At 62.8% G+C, this 20,491-nt stretch carries 18 protein-coding genes; 14 read left to right on the forward strand and 4 right to left on the reverse strand.

Translation table 11 applies throughout. From position 1 onward, the window contains the following. Positions 1 to 58 precede the first annotated feature (58 nt). From ACPWMG_RS21790 to ACPWMG_RS21800, 3 genes are all read left to right on the forward strand, one after another. Positions 59 to 544 (forward strand): YajQ family cyclic di-GMP-binding protein, encoded by a 486-nt coding sequence (locus ACPWMG_RS21790; protein WP_483301604.1) that lies wholly within the window; start codon positions 59 to 61, stop codon positions 542 to 544. A 13-nt stretch (positions 545 to 557) separates the two neighbouring features. After that, on the forward strand, positions 558 to 1,211 hold the full coding sequence (locus ACPWMG_RS21795; RefSeq protein ID WP_483301605.1) for a retropepsin-like aspartic protease family protein: 654 nt from the start codon (positions 558 to 560) through the stop codon (positions 1,209 to 1,211). 147 nt (positions 1,212 to 1,358) lie between these two features. Then, complete coding sequence (locus ACPWMG_RS21800) at positions 1,359 to 2,345, forward strand: HD-GYP domain-containing protein (protein WP_483301606.1); 987 nt, start codon at positions 1,359 to 1,361, stop codon at positions 2,343 to 2,345. 48 nt (positions 2,346 to 2,393) lie between these two features. Here the strand turns inward: ACPWMG_RS21800 and plsY are convergent, their stop codons facing one another. Next, positions 2,394 to 3,035, reverse strand: a complete 642-nt coding sequence (gene plsY, locus ACPWMG_RS21805) for a glycerol-3-phosphate 1-O-acyltransferase PlsY (protein ID WP_483301607.1) — start codon at positions 3,033 to 3,035, stop codon at positions 2,394 to 2,396. 415 nt (positions 3,036 to 3,450) lie between these two features. On the opposite strand from plsY, the gene ACPWMG_RS21810 reads away from it, so the two are divergent. Both ACPWMG_RS21810 and ACPWMG_RS21815 read left to right on the forward strand, forming a co-directional pair. Then, the gene (locus ACPWMG_RS21810; protein WP_483301608.1) at positions 3,451 to 5,064 is read left to right on the forward strand and encodes an ExeA family protein; all 1,614 of its coding nucleotides are present in this window, start codon (positions 3,451 to 3,453) and stop codon (positions 5,062 to 5,064) included. A gap of 3 nt (positions 5,065 to 5,067) precedes the next feature. Further along, the gene (locus tag ACPWMG_RS21815) at positions 5,068 to 6,360 is read left to right on the forward strand and encodes an OmpA family protein (RefSeq protein ID WP_483301609.1); all 1,293 of its coding nucleotides are present in this window, start codon (positions 5,068 to 5,070) and stop codon (positions 6,358 to 6,360) included. Between the two features lie 69 nt (positions 6,361 to 6,429). Here ACPWMG_RS21815 and ACPWMG_RS21820 read toward each other — a convergent pair whose 3' ends face one another. Both ACPWMG_RS21820 and ACPWMG_RS21825 read right to left on the reverse strand, forming a co-directional pair. Continuing rightward, positions 6,430 to 7,368 (reverse strand): aldose 1-epimerase, encoded by a 939-nt coding sequence (locus ACPWMG_RS21820; protein ID WP_483301610.1) that lies wholly within the window; start codon positions 7,366 to 7,368, stop codon positions 6,430 to 6,432. Then, positions 7,365 to 8,312, reverse strand: coding sequence for an SMP-30/gluconolactonase/LRE family protein (locus ACPWMG_RS21825; protein ID WP_483301611.1), 948 nt, complete (start codon positions 8,310 to 8,312; stop codon positions 7,365 to 7,367). Before ACPWMG_RS21825 ends, ACPWMG_RS21820 begins: the two co-directional genes overlap by 4 nt. Before the next feature lie 165 nt (positions 8,313 to 8,477). Between ACPWMG_RS21825 and ACPWMG_RS21830 the strand changes: the two genes are divergently transcribed. Beyond that, positions 8,478 to 9,248: an SDR family NAD(P)-dependent oxidoreductase gene (locus ACPWMG_RS21830; protein WP_483301612.1), complete on the forward strand. Its 771-nt coding sequence runs from the start codon at positions 8,478 to 8,480 to the stop codon at positions 9,246 to 9,248. On the opposite strand, the gene ACPWMG_RS21835 is transcribed toward ACPWMG_RS21830, so the two are convergent. Beyond that, entirely contained in the window at positions 9,249 to 10,208 is a 960-nt protein-coding gene (locus ACPWMG_RS21835; protein ID WP_483301613.1) for a LysR family transcriptional regulator, read from the reverse strand. A gap of 142 nt (positions 10,209 to 10,350) precedes the next feature. Between ACPWMG_RS21835 and ACPWMG_RS21840 the strand changes: the two genes are divergently transcribed. The 8 genes from ACPWMG_RS21840 (at position 10,351) to yjfF (ending at position 20,468) form a co-directional block, all read left to right on the forward strand. Further along, entirely contained in the window at positions 10,351 to 11,817 is a 1,467-nt protein-coding gene (locus ACPWMG_RS21840; protein ID WP_483301614.1) for an aldehyde dehydrogenase family protein, read from the forward strand. A gap of 83 nt (positions 11,818 to 11,900) precedes the next feature. Next, entirely contained in the window at positions 11,901 to 12,866 is a 966-nt protein-coding gene (locus ACPWMG_RS21845) for an ABC transporter substrate-binding protein (RefSeq protein WP_483301615.1), read from the forward strand. 28 nt (positions 12,867 to 12,894) lie between these two features. Then, a complete protein-coding gene (chvE, locus tag ACPWMG_RS21850) occupies positions 12,895 to 13,965 on the forward strand; it encodes a multiple monosaccharide ABC transporter substrate-binding protein (protein ID WP_483301616.1) in 1,071 nt (356 codons plus the stop codon). Between the two features lie 77 nt (positions 13,966 to 14,042). Continuing rightward, positions 14,043 to 15,548: a multiple monosaccharide ABC transporter ATP-binding protein gene (mmsA, locus tag ACPWMG_RS21855; protein ID WP_483305302.1), complete on the forward strand. Its 1,506-nt coding sequence runs from the start codon at positions 14,043 to 14,045 to the stop codon at positions 15,546 to 15,548. Positions 15,549 to 15,563: 15 nt separating this feature from the next. Further along, positions 15,564 to 16,784, forward strand: a complete 1,221-nt coding sequence (mmsB, locus tag ACPWMG_RS21860; protein WP_483301617.1) for a multiple monosaccharide ABC transporter permease — start codon at positions 15,564 to 15,566, stop codon at positions 16,782 to 16,784. A gap of 2 nt (positions 16,785 to 16,786) precedes the next feature. Further along, complete coding sequence (locus ACPWMG_RS21865; protein WP_483301618.1) at positions 16,787 to 18,346, forward strand: sugar ABC transporter ATP-binding protein; 1,560 nt, start codon at positions 16,787 to 16,789, stop codon at positions 18,344 to 18,346. A gap of 50 nt (positions 18,347 to 18,396) precedes the next feature. Further along, on the forward strand, positions 18,397 to 19,428 hold the full coding sequence (locus tag ACPWMG_RS21870; RefSeq protein WP_483305303.1) for an ABC transporter permease: 1,032 nt from the start codon (positions 18,397 to 18,399) through the stop codon (positions 19,426 to 19,428). A gap of 50 nt (positions 19,429 to 19,478) precedes the next feature. Then, on the forward strand, positions 19,479 to 20,468 hold the full coding sequence (gene yjfF, locus ACPWMG_RS21875) for a galactofuranose ABC transporter, permease protein YjfF (RefSeq protein ID WP_483305304.1): 990 nt from the start codon (positions 19,479 to 19,481) through the stop codon (positions 20,466 to 20,468). Positions 20,469 to 20,491 lie beyond the last annotated feature (23 nt).

A 20,491-nucleotide genomic window follows, 5' to 3' on the forward strand; every position in this document is an offset into this window, starting at 1 on the left:
CCCCACCCACTGGCAGCCGCCCCGACAGGCCCGGGCTGCCCATAGAGAGTCCACCAAGATGCCTTCTTTTGATACTGTTTGCGAAGCCGATCTGGTCGAAGTCAAAAACGCCGTCGAAAACACCACTAAAGAAATTTCCACCCGCTTTGACTTCAAGGGCACGTCTGCCTCGGTCGAACTGAAGGACAAGGAAATCACCTTGATCGGTGACGCCGAGTTCCAACTCACCCAGATCGAAGACGTGTTGCAAAACAAGCTGACCAAGCGCAACGTCGACGTGAAGTTTCTCGACAAGGGCGACGTGCAAAAAATTGGCGGTGACAAGGTCAAGCAAGTCATCAAGGTACGCAACGGCATCGAGTCCGACGCGGCCAAGAAGATCCAAAAGGCCATCAAGGACAGCAAGATGAAGGTGCAGGCCGCCATCCAGGGCGATGCCGTGCGCATCACCGGCGCCAAGCGCGATGACTTGCAAGCCGCCATGGCGCTGATCCGCAAAGAGATGGTCGACCTGCCCCTGAGCTTCAACAACTTCCGCGACTAAACCAGCCCACACCATGCGCCACATCCACTGGCTCCCCGGCATCGCTCTGGCCTTGCTGCTGGGCGCTGGTACTTTGGCGCAGGCCCAGAGCGTGGTGCTCTCGGGCATGCTGGGCAACAAGGCCTTGCTGGTGGTCGATGGCGGAGCGCCTAAAACCGTCGCACCTGGCGAGACCTACAAAGGCGTCAAAGTCATCGCCACGCGTAGCGATGCGGCCGATCTGGAAGTCACCGGCAAACGCCACACCTTGCGCGTGGGCGACACGCCGGTGCAAATGGCGGCCAATGCGAGTGCAGGCAGCACGCGTGTGGTGCTCACGGCCGACAGCCGGGGCCACTTCTTCAGCCAAGGCAGCATCAACGGTGCGACGACGCAATTCATGGTCGACACCGGCGCTTCCGTCGTCGGCCTCAGCCAGGCCGAGGCTGAGCGGCTCAATATCAACTTCAAGAATGGCCAACCCGTGCAGATGAGCACGGCCAATGGCATGGCCCAAGGTTGGCGCATTCGGCTGGCCACGGTGCGTGTGGGCGATGTGCAACTTTACGACGTGGAGGCCGTGGTCACCCCCGCGCCCATGCCTTATGTGCTGCTGGGCAACAGCGTGTTGTCACGTTTTCAAATGAACCGCACCAACGACCAGATGGTGCTAGAACGCCGCTATTGACGCAGTGCAGCATATGCCCAGGGCGCGCGCCCATGCATTTGCGTTCTTTTCGCTACACGTTCAGACCCCGCAGGGCCCGCACAATCTGCTAGATTCGGTCACTCGCCCCAGCAAATGCTGAAGATCAGAAGTACGCCCAGCCGTTCAATGCAGCCCACCACATTGCCGCACCCTCAAAGCGCAGATTACGAAGACTTGCTCAGCCTATGGGCTGACCTTGAATCGGGTCTGGCGATGGTGCTTGGCAACCCGATGAATATCCCGGCCTTCGTGCACAAGCTGCGCCAGTACGACCGCTGGATGCAAGACCTGCTGCGCCAAGACGCCGACACTGCGCTCTACCTGCTGTTCCAGTTGGCCACCAACGCCTCCATGGGCTACAGCGCGCTGCACGCGTTGATCTGCGCTGTGCTGTGTGACCTCACCGCGCAAGAGCTCGACCTGCCCCGCAGCGAGCGCGACAGCTTGGTGTTTGCGGCCATGACGATGAACATCGCCATGACGCAACTGCAAAACGACCTGGCCGCTCAAAGCGACAAACCCACGCCCCAACAAGCGGCCAGCATCCAGGCCCACGCCTATTCGGGGCGTTTGTTGTTGATTGACGTGGGTGTGCACGACAGCGTTTGGATCGAGGTCGTGGCCAACCACCATGGCACCAGCCCACCAGATGGCGAGTACGAACAATGGTCAGTGGTCGAGCGGCTGTCGCACATTCTGCGCACCGTCGACCGTTATGCGGCCATGGTGAGCCCGCGCAAAACCCGCTCGGGCCGCAGCGCCACTGAATCGGCGCGAACCATCATGATGCAAACCGGCGAGCCGCACGACCCCGTGGGCTTTGCACTGGTGCGAGCCACCGGCCTGTGCCCGCCTGGCACCTATGTGCGCCTGGACAACGGCGAAACCGCCGTGGTGTTGCGTCGCAGCAAAAAGCCCAACCATCCTTTAGTGGCGATTGTGCTCAACCGCAGCGGTGAAGTGCTGCACACGCCACGCCTGCACCGCACGGCCACCAGCGCCCCGCTGGTGCTGGCGGCCCTGACCCAAGAAGCCGTCAAGGTGCGCATCAACCATCAGAACCTGCTGCGCATGGGCATACAGGCCGACCGGCCGGCCAACGCGACGGCTTGAGCAAGCCGCCGCTCTGAAGCGGTATGGATGAGTCGTTAGGGCTGCGGCTTACTTCGCTGCGGGGGCCTTGCTCTTACCCAAGCGGGACTCTTTGCCCTGCAGCAAACGGTTGATGTTTTCGCGGTGGCGGTACACGAGCAGCACCGACATCACGGCAATCGACATCAAGATCGACTTGTCGAAGTACCAGAACGCGCCGGCCACCAGCACGTAGAACACGGGCGCGAACACGGCCGCCACCAAAGAGGCCAGCGACGAGTAACGGAAGAACACCGCAATGATCAGCCACGTGACCAGCGTGCCCAGGCCCAACAGCCAGTGGATGCCGAGCAGCACGCCCAGCGCGGTGGCCACGCCCTTGCCGCCTTGGAAGCGGAAGTACAGTGGGTACAAATGCCCCAGAAAGGCCGCCAGGCCCACCAGCGCCACCGTGCCTTCGCCTAGGCCGTAAGGCTCGCCAAACCAGCGCACCAGCACCACCGGCACCCAGCCCTTCAATGCATCCAGCAGCAGCGTGACGATGGCCGCAGCCTTGCTGCCCGAGCGCAGCACATTGGTGGCGCCTGGGTTTTTGCTGCCATAGGTGCGGGGGTCGCTGAGCCCCATGCATTTGCTCACGATGACCGCGAACGACAACGACCCGATGAGGTACGCCACCACGGTGGCCAAGAGAGGGTAAAGAGTTTGCAAGTGTGGGCTCCAGAGTGGCCGGTATTTTGCCAGCACGCAGACCCGCGCCACGCCCGTAGACACCCGTAGGCGACAACCAGGTTGGGCAAGCCTGTTTCCCCAGCCGTACATGCACTCGTTTTACTTACAAAAAGCTGCGGCGATCACATGCTCAAAGCGCGCAGAAATACACAAGCCAAAGTGACAGCCTCCCTACCATTCGGCGATCGCTTGGTCAGCGTCCGCAAGCACCTCGGCGCTGCGTGCCTGCCCCTTTTCAAACGTCTTTTTGAACTGCCAATTCGCCCCGCTTTCATCCGCTTTGCAGCTCGTCCCCCGCAGCCCCTGCGGCAAAAAACAAAACGCCCCTGCTTCAACACCCCACGGTAGTCACGCCCCCAGAACGCCACGCAGCCAGATTGAACGGACCCCTGTCATGCCCCTGAATGTTGAAGCCTTGAACGAAGTTGGTCGCATCTTTGACTGGCGCCCGGACCCGGCGCGCTACTTCGCCACCACGGCCACAGAACAGGTTCGACTGGCCTTGCTGACCAACCTGGCGAATGGTCACGGGCCGCTAGTGGTCGAGGGCAAAGCAGGCGCGGGCAAAACGCTGCTGGTCAGCACAGTAGTGCAGAGCCTGCCCGCGCACTGGGCACACGTTGCGCGGTTGTCCTTCACGGTGATGTCCGCGCTGGAGATGGCTAGTTCTATTGCCTATGCGTTCGGCATGCCGCCGGGCCCATCGGTCATGTCGCACCAGCCACCGTTGGAATGGATCGAAACCCAACTGCGCGTATGGGCCAGTTGCGACGAGTCCAGCCTGCTGGTGGTGGACGAGGCGCAGCATCTGCCGCAGGATGCGCTGCATCTCTTGCTGGCACTGAGCCAGCAGCAATTGCATGGCCGCCCGGTTCTGCGCTTGATCCTGGTGGGCAAGCCTTGTTGGCCAGACACGCTCAACAGCACCGAGCGAGCTTCTACTTCAGCTGCATGTGCCACCGACATAGGCCCAAGATTCTTTGTGCCGCAGTTCACGGCGGCAGAGTCCACTGCGTACGTACAGCACCGGCTCTCGCAATACGCTGGTCCACGGCTACCGGATCTGATGCCCTCAGCCTTCGCCGAGATCCATGCCCGCACACAAGGCAACCCTGGCCGCATCAACATGCTGTGCCAGCAGTTGCTGCACACGGCCATCTTGCTCGAATCGACCGAACCGATCCACGCCACAGCCGTTGCCTTAGAGGCTGACGAACTGCTGTACTACGCCGAGCCGCACACGCCAGTAGCGGACGCTGCAACCACGGCCGCCATCGCGCCGATGGCTCCAGATGAGGTCCCAGTCGCACCAGCGTCGGCACTCAACACAACTGACGCCCCCAGCGAGCCCAGCCAGCGCCCCGCGGTCACGCCTGTCTTGCTCACGCAAGCCAGCACACCAGCGCCGATGCAGCCGCCAACCGAGGCTATGCCCCTGTCTGGCGCGCAGGCCGAGCGACAGACACCGCCCCTGCGCACGCCTGCCCATCCCGTCGCACGTTGGACCACCTGGGCAACAGGACTCGCGGCCACCAGCTTGCTGGTGGGAGGCATGTGGTGGTATGCCCACCGCCCGGCAATCCAACCCACGGCACCAGTGAGCGCCCAAGTGCCAGCCGAAATGCCATCGGCCCCAACGCCCATCGCAACGGAGCCCCCCATCGCCACGGAAACGTCCGAGTCGCCCGATCCACAGACAACAGCCCTCCTCACAGCGCCTGCGGCATCAGCAGCGTTCCCGTCCTCAACGCCAACCACGCCCCTGCCAAAGGAACACCCTCATGCGTCACCCATAAAAGCCACACCCACCTCGCCCACAGCCCAACCAACCGGCACGCTGCCGCATGCCCTCCCACCACCTGCGGCGGCCACCGAAGCCACGCCAATGGCCAAGCGCTTGGGCCCCAGAACCACCAGCGCGCAATGCACCAACCTGCTGGCCCAAATGTCTTTGGGTGAACCCCTCAGCACGGCACAACGGCGCGTTTTAGAAAACCAATGTCGCTAAAAAATGACTTTTACTGCCCCCACCTCCCTCACCCCTGCCACCACGCGCACACTGCGCACCTTGGCGATGACCGCTGCGCTGATACCTCTCGCCGCTTGTGTTTCTGCCCCCGTGGCACCGCCCGCAACGCCATTCGAACAGGACGTGGTGGCCGCCACAGAACAGCTCACCAACCAGTGGCGCGCACAACAAAATCTGCCGCAATTTCTAGCGCGCCTGGCGCCTGCCAGCGTGGTGGTAGGCCCCTTCGTCAACGTCGCCGCCGACCTGCCTGCCGCGAACGCGCAAAAGCCCATCTTTGCGCTGCCTGAATCGATGGCCGCCGCCAAAGCCAAGCAGATTGTGTCCAGCCATCTGGATGCAGCCGCGCCAGAGCTGAAACGCGTGCCCGCCGAGGTCGCGGTGCAAACGCCCGTAGATCTCATGCTCAGCGCCAGCCTGGCCCCCAAGGACCCCACCAGCCCCGTCGCCGAGCCGACGACCGCCCCGCCCAAGGGTGACGTCGCACAGGTGCTGACCTTGGTACTGATCGACAGCAAAACCCACGAGGTGGTCGCGCGTTGGCAAGGCCCGGTGCGCACGCCTGCGGCCGACACTTTGCCCACCGCCTACTCCGTCGACAGCCCGGTGATCTTCCAGCGGGCCACCACGGGTGCCGAAGCCACTGCAGGTGCCAAACTCAGCGCAGATGAAGTTGCCGGCGTGGGCACGCTCGGGCTGATCAACCAGGCCCAAGACGCCTACAGCGCTGGCCAGTACCAAAAGGCGCTGGCCATGTTCCAGACCGCCGCGGCCCAGCCTTCCAACTACGCCATCCGTGCCTACAACGGCCAATACCTCAGCCTGATAAAACTTGGCCGAGAGAAGGAAGCGCGCAGTGCATTCACCCACGTCATCTCCGAAGGCTTCAAGGCCCAGACCCTGGCCGTGAAGCTACTGTTCACGCCCGGCCAAACCACCTTCTGGGCAGACCCGGCCGTCAGCGGTGCCTACGGCTTCTGGTTGCAGGAAATCTCTGCTCAGGCGGTTGCCGCCCCATCGTGCCTGGAGATTTCCGGGCACACCAGCCACACTGGTGAAGAAGGCTTCAACCAACGCCTGTCGCTGGCGCGCAGCCAACGTGTGATTGAATTGATGCGCGCGAACCAGCCGACTTTGGGGCCTCGGCTTTCCGGCACCGGCAAGGGCTGGGCAGAGAACATTGTGGGCAGCGGCACCGACAACGCGCTAGACGCCATCGACCGGCGCGTGGAGTTCAAAATCGCACCGTGCACCACTGCGGCGAAAGCGGGTTAACCTCAAGCCAAAAGAGGCTGCTACGCTTTTCCACCAAGCGTAAGCAGCTATCTTTTTTAGAGAGTTTCTCTACACAAACTCACGCCAGCGCCACTGCACCGCCAGCGTCAACTCTTCCCCCTGCGCCAACACCTTCAACCCCGGCCGGCCCGGCTGGTGAAAGGCGTCAATCGGGTGCGTGATGGGCTCAAAACAAAACGCCGGCCCTTGCGGCGGGCGGTAGATCAAACAGTGGTGCTGCGCCACACCGCCATCGGCCACAAAGTTCGGCATGCTGACACTCAATTGCAAGCCATGTTCCGGCCAGGTGATGGTGGCCTGCCCGCCCCAGCCGCTATAGCCGTTGTCGATCAAGCGGCCCTGCGGATCGATGGCATCCAGCCCGGCATTCAAATCCCAGCTCTGCGGAAACTCGCTGGTGTAGCCCGTGGGAATGGGGTCGGCGCCACTGAGCCACACGCCTTGCACCGGCGCCTGCACATGCGTGTATGGCGTGCGCGGAAACCACGGGTGCAAGCCCAGGCCGTAAGGCAAGCTGTCGGGGCCCAAATGGCGCACCGTTACCGTCTGGTCCAACCCACCGGGCAGCAAGCGAAAAGTTTGCGTCGCGCGGTAGTGGTACGGCGCGCCGTTGAAGTGCTGCGACTCCAGCGTCATCACCGCCGTGTCGGGCGCGGTTTGCTCATGTTGCCAAGACTGCAACCAACCGTCGCCGTGGATGGGGTAAGCCTCGCCCGCGCGGTTGGGTTGCATGGCGTGGAACTGGCCGTTATGTTCAAAGCCGCCATGGCTGATGCGGTTGGACCACGGCACCATGGCGAACGACGCCATCTGGTACAGATCTTCCACCGCGCCGCCCCAAGGGCGCCACAGGTCGAAACGGTCGCCGGTGCGTCCTTCCCGAACGTTGGCTCGCTCACATTGCCAAGCGGCCACGCTGCCGCCGAGTGTCGGCACCAGGGCCAGATGTTGGCCTGCGTGGCGCAGCCATACCAATGTGTGTGTCATGCGTCCGTGCTCCCAGCCATCGAGGCCGATCCAAAAGTATTTGCGGCTACGCCGGGGCTGTCGATCTCCACCGCAAACAAGGCACCGGCCAGCGGCTCGGCAGCCAGTTGCTCGGCGCTCAAGCCCACGGCTGCGCTGGTGATGTAGAGCGTGCGCAAATCAGCGCCGCCAAAAGCGCAACTGGTGATTTGGCTCGCAGGCAGTGTGATGCGGCACAACTCTTCTGCCGTGTCAGGGTGGTGCGCCGTCACACAGCCCGCGCCCCAATGGGCAATCCACAAGCGGCCGGCCGCGTCGGTGGTCATGCCATCCGGAAAGCCATCGCCCTCGGCAAAGGTGTGCCACAGGCGGCGGTGCGCCAAAGCGCCGGTGGCGATGTCAAAGTCGTAGGCGTAGATGCGGCCTTGCACGGTGTCGTTGGCGTACAGCGTGCGCTGGTCGGCCGACCAAGTGGGGCCGTTGGTCACCACCCAGCCTTTGTCGTGCTGGCTGCATTGGCCGTCGGGGTCGAAGCGGTACAACGCGCCGCTGGGGGCAACGCAGGCAAAGTCCATGGTGCCGCCCCAGAAGCGGCCGGCGGCGTCGCACTTGCCGTCGTTGAAGCGGTTGGTCACGGGCTCGGTGGGCGGGCAGTGGCTGTACAGCGGCAGGGCGTCCGCTTGTGTGGGGTCGAAGGTCGCAAAGCCTCGGCGCAGCGTGAGCATCAGACCTGGGCCGTCGTTGCACTCGGCCACGGCCGACACTTCTTCGTCAAACGTCCATGTTTGCAAACCACCATCGACCGGGTTGTAGCGGCGCAATTGCCGGCCCAAGATATCGACCCACCACAACTGCTGCAAACGCGGCGACCAACATGCGCCCTCGCCAAGTTGCGCGTGCGCGTCCACGAGGCAGCGCACCGCGCCGCGCAAGCTGGGCGCTGTGTAGATCGGTTTGTGTGGCAAGTTTTGTCTCCGTTTAGAACGTTCTTGGGTAGCCAGGTGCCACGTGGGCATTGACGTGCCACGCCGACCTGAGGCATATTGATAACTGAATTAGATCAACATCATATTCATCAATATGCAATTTGCAATATCAGAAACCCAAGAACACACCCAAGGAGACAGCGCTTGAACCCCGGATCCACCACCTATCCGAGCCTGAAAGGCCGCTCGGTTTTCGTCACGGGCGGGGGCAGCGGCATTGGCGCGGCCATCGTCAGCAGCTTTGCCGCACAAGGCGCTCGCGTGGCATTCATCGACATTGCCGAAGAACCCAGCCGCCGCCTGGCGCAGAACATTGCCGAGGCCGGCCACACCGCACCGTGGTGGCGGGTATGCGATGTGCGCGACGTGGCGGCACTGCAAGCCGCCGTCACCGATGCGGCCGCGGCCTTGGGTGACTTCGCCGTGCTGGTGAACAACGTGGCCAGCGACGACCGCCACACGCTGGAGTCTGTCACCCCCGCTTATTACGAAGAGCGCATGGCCATCAACGAACGCCCGGCGTTCTTTGCCATTCAAGCTGCCGTGCCGGGCATGAAGCGTTTGGGCTTTGGCTCCATCGTCAACCTGGGCTCCACCGGCTGGCAGGGCAAGGGCAGCGGCTACCCGTGTTATTCAATCGCCAAGTCGTCGGTGAACGGGCTCACGCGTGGCCTGGCCAAGTCGCTGGGGCAAGACCGCATTCGCATCAACACCGTGTCGCCCGGCTGGGTGATGACCGAGCGACAAATTGCGCTGTGGCTCGATGCCGAAGGCGAAAAAGAACTGGCGCGCAACCAATGCCTGCCCGACAAACTCAAGCCACAAGACATTGCCAACATGGTGTTGTTTTTAGCGGCGGACGATGGCGCCATGTGCACAGCACATGAGTTCACCGTCGACGCCGGCTGGGTTTAATTAGGCGGCTTCCAGCTTGCGTCCATAAACCGCCAGGCTCTGCGTGCGCAGGGCCTGCATCAACAGCTTGGCGCCAGGCGACGGCAGGCGGTCGGTGCGGGTGATGAGCCCAAAGTCGTCCATGTTGCACGGCATCTCCAGCGGCAAGATCGACAGGATGCCGTGCGCTGCGTAGTAGTTGGCCACCTCGGTGGCGATCACACACAGCATGTCGCTCTTTTGCAGCATGCGCGTGATGAACAGCACCGCCGCCGTCTCGATCACGTTGATGGGCGGCACCAGGCTGGCTTCGGTGAACATCAAATCAAAACGGTGGCGCAACACGCTGCCGGCAGGCGGCACGATCCACCCGGCGTTGACCACGTCGCGCAGCGTCAGGCCGTTGACCGACATCAGCGGATGCCCCGGCCGCGCCACCGCGCACACCGGCTCGCCGGTCAGCGGCTCGTAGCGCAGATTGGCCTTGTCGTGTTCTTCAAATAAGCGCGCCACGATCACATCCAACTTGCCTTCGCGCAGACGGTTCAGCAGTACCGGGCTGGTTTCAATGTCGAGCGATATACGCAGGTTAGGCTGCTCTTGCTTTAACGCGGCAATGGCGGCAGGCAGCAACGCCAAGCCGGGTGACGTGATGGCCCCCACGCCCACCTGACCAAACCGCCCAGCCTTCAGGGCCGCCAGTTCATCGTGCGCCTGGTTCAGGCTCGCCAGCGCTTCGCGTGCGTGGCGAATCATGCATTCGCCATACCAGGTGGGCCGCATGCCACGCGGCAGGCGCTCAAACAATTGCACCTCCAGCACTTCTTCCAGGTCTTTCAGCAACTTGGAAGCGGCGGGCTGCGTCATGTTCAGCACCTGCGCCGCCCGGTGGATGTTGCCCTCTTCGGCCAGCGCCACGATCAATAACAGTTGGCGGGTTTTAAGCCGGGCGCGGATAAACCAGTGGGTGTAGGTAGACATCGTTCAGCAGTAAGTGGGCATGCGGGATTTCCAGAATCCCTCGATTGATATCAATATTGACGCAAATTTGATTGGAATGATATCTTTTTGATTCCTAGAATCCAAACGACTTTAAGAATCCTTTCATGATGCTGGAGACAAGGTGAAGCTAGACGGCGTTCAACGCGACATCCGCAACTACATCAATGGCCGGTGGGAAACCGGCGCCACCATCGGCATCAGCGAGAACCCGTCTGATCCGCGTGAGATCGTTGCAGAATACGCCCGCGCCGACCGCCACCAAACCCAGCAAGCCGTACGCGCCGCCGCCGACGCCTTCGCCCCCTGGAGCCGCACCACCCCGCAACGCCGCGCCGATGCGCTCGACCAGATCGGCAGCGAACTGTTGGCGCGCAAAGAAGAACTCGGCCTGCTGCTGGCCCGCGAAGAAGGCAAGACATTGCCCGAGGCGGTAGCCGAAGTGGTGCACGCCGGCCACATCTTCAAGTTCTTCGCTGGTGAAGCCGTGCGCTCCACCGGCCAAGTGTTTCCCGCCGCGCGCCCCGGCGTGCAAGTTGACGTCAACCGCGAACCGGTGGGTGTGGTGGCGTTGATGGCATCGTGGTGCTTCCCGTTCGCCGTGCCGGCCTCCAAAATTGCGCCCGCGCTGGCCTATGGCAACAGCGTGGTGTTCAAGCCCGCAGAACTGGTACCCGCCTGCGGCTGGGCGCTGGCCGACATCATCAGCCGCGCTGGATTGCCCGCCGGTGTGTTCAACCTGGTGATGGGCGGCGACCGTGAAGTCGGCCAAACCTTGATCGACAGCGCTGCCATCGACGGCCTGAGTTTCACCGGCACCGAGGCCGATGCCGAGCGCATCTTGCGCGCCACCGGAGAGCGCCACACCAAGCTGCAGTTGGAGACACTGGGCAAGAACCCGCTGGTGGTCTTGGCCGATGCCGATCTTGAACACGCCGTGGAATGCGCCGTGCGCAGCGCCTACTTTGCCACCGGCCAACGCTGCAGCGCCTCGAACCGGCTGATCGTCGAAGCGCCCATCCACGACGCCTTTGTCGCACGTTTGCAAGCGCGCCTCGGCGCCCTGCAGATCGGCCACGCGTTGACCCCCGGCATCGACATTGGGCCCGTGGTCGACCGCCGCCAGTTGAAGCGCGATTTAGACAGCGTGACGCTCGCCAAAACCGAAGGCGCCGAACACGTGTTTGGCGGCGAGCGACTGGAGCGCCCCACACCCGGCCACTTCATGAACCCGGCACTGTTCCTGGCCCAGCCCGAGCACCGCATTGCACGCGAAAACGTTTTTGGCCCCGTGGCCTGCGTGCTGCGCGCCGAAGACGCCGATCACGCCCTGGCCCTGGCCAACGACCCGCCCTACGGCCTGTGCATGGGCGTGTTCACACGCTCGCTGCAGCAAGCCGCCAACTTCCGCCGCCATGCGCGCGCCGACACCGTGCTGGTCAACATGCCCACGGCCGACGCCGATCTGCAAATGCTGTGCGGTGCACGCCGCGCCTCACACCGCGCCATGCGTGGCCAGGCACGCCACAACGCGCACAGCGCCGCCGATTTCTACACCACCGTGAAAACGGCCTACACCATGACCCACTAACCCCCTATTTATTTTTTCCAAGCCCCTCACTGCTCCCGCTTTTCATTTCCCATTCCGCAAAACCACCCTAACAGGAGACAAAGATGAAACTGAACCGCAGACACGTCATCAGCAGCACCGCTGCCGCTTCCCTCGCCGCCTTGCTGCCCAGCCTGGCCTTCGCGCAAAAGCCCATCGTGCTGGGCTTCAGCCAAGTGGGCGCAGAAAGCGAATGGCGCACCGCCAACACCGAATCCATCAAGTCGTCGGCTAAGGCCGCCGGCATTGAGCTGAAGTTCTCTGACGCGCAGCAAAAGCAAGAGAACCAGATCAAGGCCATCCGCTCCTTCATCGCGCAAAAGGTCGACGTGATCGCCTTCTCGCCGGTGGTGGAATCCGGCTGGGAAACCGTGCTGCGCGAGGCCAAGGCCGCGAAGATCCCGGTGGTGCTGACCGACCGCGCCGTCAACACCAAAGACGACACGCTCTTCGTCACCTTCATGGGCTCCGACTTTGTCGAAGAAGGTCGCAAGGCCGGCCGCTGGCTCACCGACAAGATGAAAGACCAAAAGGGCGAAGTGCGCATCGTCGAACTGCAAGGCACCGTGGGCTCCGCTCCGGCCATCGACCGCAAGAAGGGCTTTGAGGAAATCATCAAGGCCGACCCCAAGTTCAAGATCGTGCGCTCGCAAACCGGCGACTTCACCCGCGCCAAGGGCAAGGAAGTGATGGAAGCCTTCTTGAAGGCCGAAGGCAAAAACATCAACGTGCTCTACGCACACAACGACGACATGGCCATTGGTGCCATCCAGGCGATTGAAGAAGCTGGCCTGAAGCCCGCCAAGGACATCACCATCATCTCTATCGACGCGGTCAAGGGCGCCTTCGAGGCCATGATGGCCGGCAAGCTCAATGTCACCGTGGAATGCAGCCCGCTGCTCGGCCCACAACTCATGGCCGCCGCCAAAGACATCAAGGCCGGCAAGACGCTGCCCAAGCGCATCCTGACCGAAGAAGGCATCTTCCCGATGGAAGTGGCCGCCAAAGAGTTCCCTAACCGCAAGTACTAAGCCGATCTTGACCCCGAGGACACACCAGATGAAACGCAAGCTATTCCTGGCCGCACTGGCCATTGGCGCCACCGCTGCTGCCAGCTTCACCACCTTCGCGCAGGCGCAAGACAAGGGCCTGATCGGCATCTCCATGCCAACCAAATCGTCGGCCCGCTGGATTGCGGACGGCGACAACATGGTCAAGGTGCTCAAGGAGCGCGGCTACCGCACCGACCTGCAATACGCCGACGACGACATCCCGAACCAACTCGCCCAGATCGAGAACATGGTGACCAAGGGTGTGAAGGTGTTGGTGATCGCGTCCATCGACGGCACCACCTTGTCGAAGGTGCTGCAAAGTGCGGCCGACAAAGGCATCAAAGTCATCGCCTACGACCGGCTGATCAAGGGCTCGAAGAACGTGGACTACTACGCGACGTTCGACAACTTCCAGGTGGGCGTGTTGCAAGCCTCCACCATCGTCGACAAGCTCGGTCTGAAGGAAGGCAAAGGCCCGTTCAACATCGAACTGTTTGGCGGCTCGCCAGACGACAATAACGCCTTCTTCTTTTACGACGGCGCGATGTCGGTGCTAAAGCCCTACATCGACAGCGGCAAGCTGGTGGTGCGCAGCAAACAAATGGGCATGGACAAGGTCGGCACGCTGCGCTGGGATGGCGCTGTGGCCCAAGCCCGCATGGACAACCTGCTCTCGGCCTACTATGGCAAAGACAAGGTCAACGCCGTGTTGTCGCCGTATGACGGTTTGTCGATCGGCATCTTGTCGTCGCTCAAAGGTGTGGGTTATTGCACTGCGCAGCAGCCCTGCCCTATCGTCAGCGGGCAAGACGCTGAAGTGCCGTCGGTCAAGTCCATCTTGCGCGGCGAGCAGTACTCCACCATCTTCAAAGACACCCGTGAGCTGGCCAAGGTCACGGCCAACATGGTGGACGGTGTGATGGCCGGCAAGGCCCCCGAAGTCAACGACACCAAGACCTACAACAACGGCGTGAAGGTGGTGCCCTCGTACCTGCTGAAACCCGTGGCCGTGGACAAATCCAACTGGGAAAGCATCCTGGTTGGCAGCGGCTACTACAAGGCCTCGCAAATCAAGTGATCCCCATGCTTGTGCCGCAGCCGATGGCGGCAGGCACAAGCTTCCCACGGAGCCCTGAATTGCAAACCTTGCTTGAAATGCGCAACATCCGGAAGACCTTTCCGGGTGTTGTGGCGCTAGACCGTGTGAACCTGCGTGTGCGCAGCGGCGAAATCCACGCGCTGGTGGGCGAAAACGGCGCCGGTAAATCCACGCTGATGAAGGTGCTGAGCGGCGTGTACCCCCACGGCAGCTACGAGGGCGACATCGTCTATGACGGCCAGACCCAATCGTTTGGCGGCATCCACGACAGCGAAGCCGCAGGCGTGATCATCATCCACCAAGAGCTGGCGCTGGTGCCCATGCTGTCCATCACCGAGAACATTTTTCTCGGCAATGAGGTCGCCAAGAACGGCGTGATCGATTGGATCGAAGCGCACCGCCGTACCCAAGAGTTGCTCCACAAAGTGGGGCTCAAAGAATCGCCCGAGTCGCCCATCAAAGACCTGGGCATGGGCAAACAGCAACTGGTGGAAATTGCCAAGGCCTTGTCCAAGCGCGTGCGCTTGCTCATCCTCGACGAACCCACCGCCAGCCTGAACGAAAACGACAGCCAGGCGCTGCTGGACTTGCTGATTGGCCTGCGCGCCGAAGGCGTGACCTGCATTCTCATCTCGCACAAGCTCAATGAGATTTCGCGCGTGGCCGACTCCATCACCATCCTGCGCGACGGCAGCACGGTGGAGACGCTGGACTGCCACAGCAGCGCCGTGAGCGAAGACCACATTATCCGTGGCATGGTGGGCCGCGCCATGGCCGACCGCTACCCGCCGCGCACGCCCAACATCGGCCCCGTAGCCTTTGAGGTGCGCAACTGGCAGGTACGCCACCCGCTGCACCCCGACCGCATTTTTCTGCGCAACCTCAACCTCACCGCCGGGCGCGGCGAGGTGGTGGGCATTGCCGGCCTGATGGGCTCGGGCCGCACCGAATTCGCCATGAGTGTGTTTGGCCGCAGTTGGGGCCAGTTCGTCAGCGGCCAGGTGCTGCTGGAGGGCCAAGAGATCGACACCAGCAACGTGGGCCGCGCCATCGGCCACGGCTTGGCTTATGTGACCGAAGACCGCAAGGGCGCGGGCCTGGTGCTCGAGGAAGACATTCGTTTCAACGTCTCGCTGGCCCATCTGGAAGGTGTGTCGAAAGCTACCGTCATCGACCAGTCCGCCGAACACGACGTGGCCGAGCGTTACCGCAAAGCGCTGCGCATCCGTTCATCGGGTGTGGACCAATTGACGCTCAACCTCTCGGGCGGCAACCAGCAGAAAGTGGTGCTGGGCAAATGGCTGTTCACCGAGCCGCAAGTGCTGATTCTGGACGAGCCCACGCGCGGCATCGACGTGGGCGCCAAGTACGAGATTTACACGCTGATCGCCAAGCTGGCCGAGGAAGGCAAATGCGTGATCGTGATCTCTTCTGAAATGCCCGAGCTGCTGGGCATCACCGACCGCATCTATGTGATGAACGAAGGCCGCTTTGTGGCCGAGATGCCCACGGCAGAAGCCAGCCAGGAAAAGATCATGGCCGCGATCGTCAAAGCTAAATAAAACAGGTCACCACGAATGGACAACCCCATCACCCTCAAAGGCACGCCCACCCAGGCCGCTGCCCCTGCCGCTGAACCGCAAGGTTCGGCCAAAGCCAACGCGCGTCGCATCTTCCGCGAATACGGCATGTTGATCTCGCTGGTCGTGATCATGGGCTTCTTCCAGTTCATGACCGACGGCACGCTGATGCAGCCGCTCAACCTCACCAACCTGGTGCTGCAAAACAGCTACATCGTCATCATGGCGCTGGGCATGTTGCTGGTGATCGTGGCCGGGCATATCGATTTGTCGGTCGGTTCGGTCTGCGGCTTCATCGGCGCCTTGGCCGCTGTGCTGATGGTCAACTACGACTGGCCGGTGTTGCCCGCCACCATCGTGTGTCTGGCCTGCGGCGGGTTGATCGGGGCCATCCAGGGCTGGTTTGTGGCGTACTTTCGCATTCCGTCGTTTATCGTCACGCTGGCGGGCATGCTGGTGTTCAAGGGCTTGGCGCTGGCGCTGCTGCAAGGCCAGTCGGTCGGGCCTTTTCCTGAAGTGTTCCAGCGTCTGAGTTCGGGCTTCATCCCCGACCTGTTCAGCACCGATGGCTTCCGCCTCACCTCGCTGCTGCTGGGTGTGGTGGTGGCGGTGCTGCTGTCGGTGGCCAGCATCCGCAGCCGCTTGCGTGAAGCGCGCCACGGCATCACGTCCGAGCCCGCCGCCGTGTTCTTCTTCCGCATCATCGTGGTAGCGGCTTTGCTGGTGGGCTTCACGTGGATGTTGTCTTCTTACCGCGGCCTGCCCAACGTGCTCATCGTGATGGCGCTGTTGGTGCTGCTGTACGACTTTGTGATGCGCCGCACCACCATTGGCCGCCGGGTTTACGCACTGGGCGGCAACGAGAAAGCCGCACGCTTGTCGGGCATCAAGACCGAACGCCTGGCGTTCTACACCTTTGTCAACGTGGGGGTGCTGGCCGCACTGGCCGGGCTGGTGTTTGCCGCGCGGCTGAACACCGCCACGCCCAAGGCCGGTTTGGGTTTTGAGCTGGACGTGATCGCCGCGTGTTTCATCGGCGGCGCCTCGGCATCGGGCGGTGTGGGCAAGATCATGGGCGCGGTCATCGGCGCTTTCATCATGGGGGTGATGAACAACGGCATGTCGATTCTGGGCATCGGCATCGACTACCAACAGGTGATCAAGGGCCTGGTGTTGCTGGCCGCCGTGTTTGTCGACGTGTACCACAAGAACCGCTGAGCATGAACACCAGCACAACGCCGTCCCCCGTGCTGGAACTCTCCGGCATCGACATGCGCTTCGGCCCCGTGCAGGTGCTGCGCGATGCCAAGCTGCGGCTCATGCCCGGTGAGATCCACGCCCTGATGGGGCAAAACGGCGCGGGCAAGTCCACGCTGGTGAAGATCTTGACGGGCGTGTTCCCGCCCACACGCGGCAGCATGACGCTGGACGGCCAGACCGTGCAACTGCAGTCGCCGCTGCAGGCGCAGCAGTTGGGCATCAGCACCGTGTACCAGGAGGTCAACCTCTGCCCTAACCTGTCGGTGGCCGAGAACGTGTTTGCCGGACGTTTTCCACGCTGCGGGGCGCTGCAGGGCTACCGCATCGACTGGGCAGCAGTGCACACCCAAGCACGCACGCTGTTGGCGCGCATTGGCCTGCACATCGACGTGACGCGGCTGTTGTCGAGCTACCCGGTGGCGGTGCAGCAGATGGTGGCCATTGCACGTGCGCTGGGTGTCAACGCGCGGGTGCTGGTGCTGGACGAACCCACCTCCAGCCTCGACGACGACGAGGTGAATAAGCTTTTCGAAGTGCTGCGCAAGCTGCGTGCCGATGGCCTGGCGATTGTCTTCATCACCCACTTCATCAACCAGGTCTACGCGGTGTCGGATCGCATCACCGTGCTGCGCAACGGCGCCTGGGTGGGCGAGTGGCTGGCCCGCGACCTCACGCCTTCGGCCATGATTGCCGCCATGCTGGGCCGCGAACTGGCAGCACAGCAAGAACGCACACAAGCACCGCAAGCCGTCGACAGCAGCGCACCGGCGTTGTTGTCGGCCGAAGGCTTGGGCCAAACGGCGCTGCTGCACCCAGTTGACCTGCAAGTGCGCGCCGGCGAAATCGTTGGCCTGGCCGGTCTGCTGGGCGCGGGCCGCACCGAGCTGGCCCGCTTGTTGTTTGGCCTGGAAGCGCCCGACCGTGGCGCGCTGCGCATCGACGGCCAGGTGGTGCGCTTTGGCAACCCTTCTGAAGCCATTGCGCACGGCCTGGCGCTGTGCCCCGAAGAACGCAAGACCGACGGCATCGTGGCCGAACTCTCGGTGCGCGAAAACATTGTGCTGGCCCTGCAGGCGCGCATGGGTACGCGCCGCTTTTTGCCGCTGCACGAACAAACGGCATTGGCCGAAAAGTTTGTCGCCGCGCTGGGCATCAAAACCAAAGACGTTGAAACCCCCATTGGCCTGCTGTCGGGCGGCAACCAGCAAAAGGCGATCATCGCGCGCTGGCTGGCCACCGAGCCACGCCTGTTGATTCTGGACGAGCCCACACGCGGCATCGACGTGGCGGCCAAGCAAGAAATCATGGACCAGATCCAGCGCCTGGCCGCAGCCGGCATGGCAGTGTTGTTCATCTCATCAGAGATGAGCGAAGTGGTGCGGGTGGCGCACCGCATCGTGGTGCTGCGCGACCGCCGCAAGGTGGGCGAGTTACCTGCGGGCAGCAGCGAAGACGATGTGTACCAACTGATTGCCTCAGAACACACCACCACCCCACACATGGCCACGGAGACCGCATGACCTCGCCTAAGCCTCCCCTGCAATTTGAGGCCGCGCCCGTCACCTCGCTGATGGGCCGCCTGCTGCAGCACCGCCTGGCCTGGCCGGTGCTCACGCTGCTGTTGCTGCTGGCGATCAACGCCGCCTTCAACCCTGGCTTTCTGCACCTGGAATGGCGCAGCGGCCACCTCTACGGCAGCCTCATCGACATCTTGAACCGCGCCGCGCCCTTGGTGGTGGTGTCGCTGGGCATGACGCTGGTGATCGCCACACGCGGCATCGACATCTCGGTGGGCGCCGTGGTGGCCATTGCCGCCGCCTCTGCCGCGTGGATGATTGGCGGCGCGGTAGATGGTGAGACCAGCCGCTTCCCGTTGTGGATGGCGGTGAGCGCAGCCCTTGGCGTGGCACTGGTCTGCGGCCTGTGGAACGGCACGCTGGTGGCCGCCGTGGGCATGCAGCCCATCATCGCCACGCTGATCTTGATGGTGGCCGGGCGCGGCCTGGCGCAGCTCATCACCGATGGGCAGATCGTCACCGTGTACTACAAGCCCTACTTCTTCTTCGGCGGCGGCTTCTTGCTGGGCATTCCGTTCTCACTGTTCATTGCCATCGCCGTGTTTGCCGTGCTGTACCTGGCCACCACGCGCACGGCGCTGGGCTTGTTCATCCAGGCCGTGGGCATCAACCCCTCGGCCGCACGTGTGGCCGGCATCCAGGCACGGCGGCTCACGCTCGGCGCCTACGCGGTGTGCGGGTTGTGTGCGGGCATTGCGGGTTTGTTGATCAGCTCCAACGTGAAGAGTGCCGACGGCAACAATGCTGGCCAGTTGCTGGAGCTGGACGCCATCCTCGCCGTGACGCTGGGCGGCACGCTGCTGACCGGCGGACGCTTCAGCCTGGTGGGCAGCGTGATCGGCGCGCTCATCATCCAGACGCTGACCTACGCCATCTACTCGCTGGGTGTGCCGCCCGAAATCAACCTGGTGGTGAAGGCCGTGGTGGTGTTCGCGGTGATGCTGCTGCAGTCGGCCGAGTTCCGCACCTCGCTGCGCATTCTGTTTGTACGACAGAACAACGGGACAGGAGGTATCCCCTCATGAGCGCCACCATGCCCCAACCTGTGGTCACGCCCCCAACGGTGCCGCCCGTCATGCCGACGCCAACACCCACGCGCAGCACGCGCTTCGACCCCAAGTATTGGCCGCTGGCCGCCACCATCTCGCTGTTCATGGTGGTCGCCACTTTCGGCTCGCTGCGCTACGACGGCTTCTTCTCGGCCCAAGTGTTTTTGAACCTGCTGATCGACAACGCCTTCCTGGTGGTGGTGGCGGTGGGCATGACGTTTGTGGTGCTCACCGGCGGCATTGACTTGTCGGTCGGCTCGGTGATTGCGCTCACCACCATGGTGTCGGCTGCGCTGGTGGAGCACCGCGGCTGGAGCCCGTGGGTGGTGATTCCGCTGGTGCTGCTGATGGGCACGGCGTTTGGGGCCTTCATGGGCCACTTGATTGAGCGCTACCGGCTGCAGCCTTTCATCGTCACGCTGGCCGGCATGTTTTTGGCTCGCGGGCTTTGTTATGTGATCAGCATCGACTCGATCAGCATCACCAACGAAAGCTATTCGGCCATCTCGCAAATCCGCGTGCCGCTGTGGGAAGACGCTTCCGTGTCGGCCAGCGCGTTGATTGCGCTCGCCGTGCTACTGGCCGCCGTCTTCGTGGCGCACTACACGCCGTTTGGCCGCACGGTGTACGCCATTGGTGGCAGTGAAGTGTCCGCCCGGCTGATGGGCTTGCCGGTGCGGCGCACGCTGGTCAGCGTGTACGCGCTCTCGGGTTTTTGTGCCGCGCTGGCCGGTGTGTTGTTCACCTTCTACATGCTCTCGGGCTACGGCTTGCACGCCGTGGGCCTGGAGCTGGACGCGATTGCCGCTGTTGTCATTGGCGGCACGCTGCTCACGGGCGGTGTGGGCTACGTGGCCGGCACGCTGTTTGGCGTGCTGATGCTCGGCATCATCCAAACACTCATTTCCTTCGACGGCACGCTCAGCTCGTGGTGGACCCGCATCGTGGTGGGCTCCCTGCTGTTTGTGTTCTGCCTGCTGCAACGTGTGTTCACGGCCGCCGCACCTCGGCGCTAACGCTTCCCACACATTTTCCGACT

Origin of the sequence: Hydrophilobacter chitinilyticus (assembly GCF_049860745.1) — a bacterium.
GTDB lineage: Bacteria > Pseudomonadota > Gammaproteobacteria > Burkholderiales > Burkholderiaceae_C > Rhodoferax_B.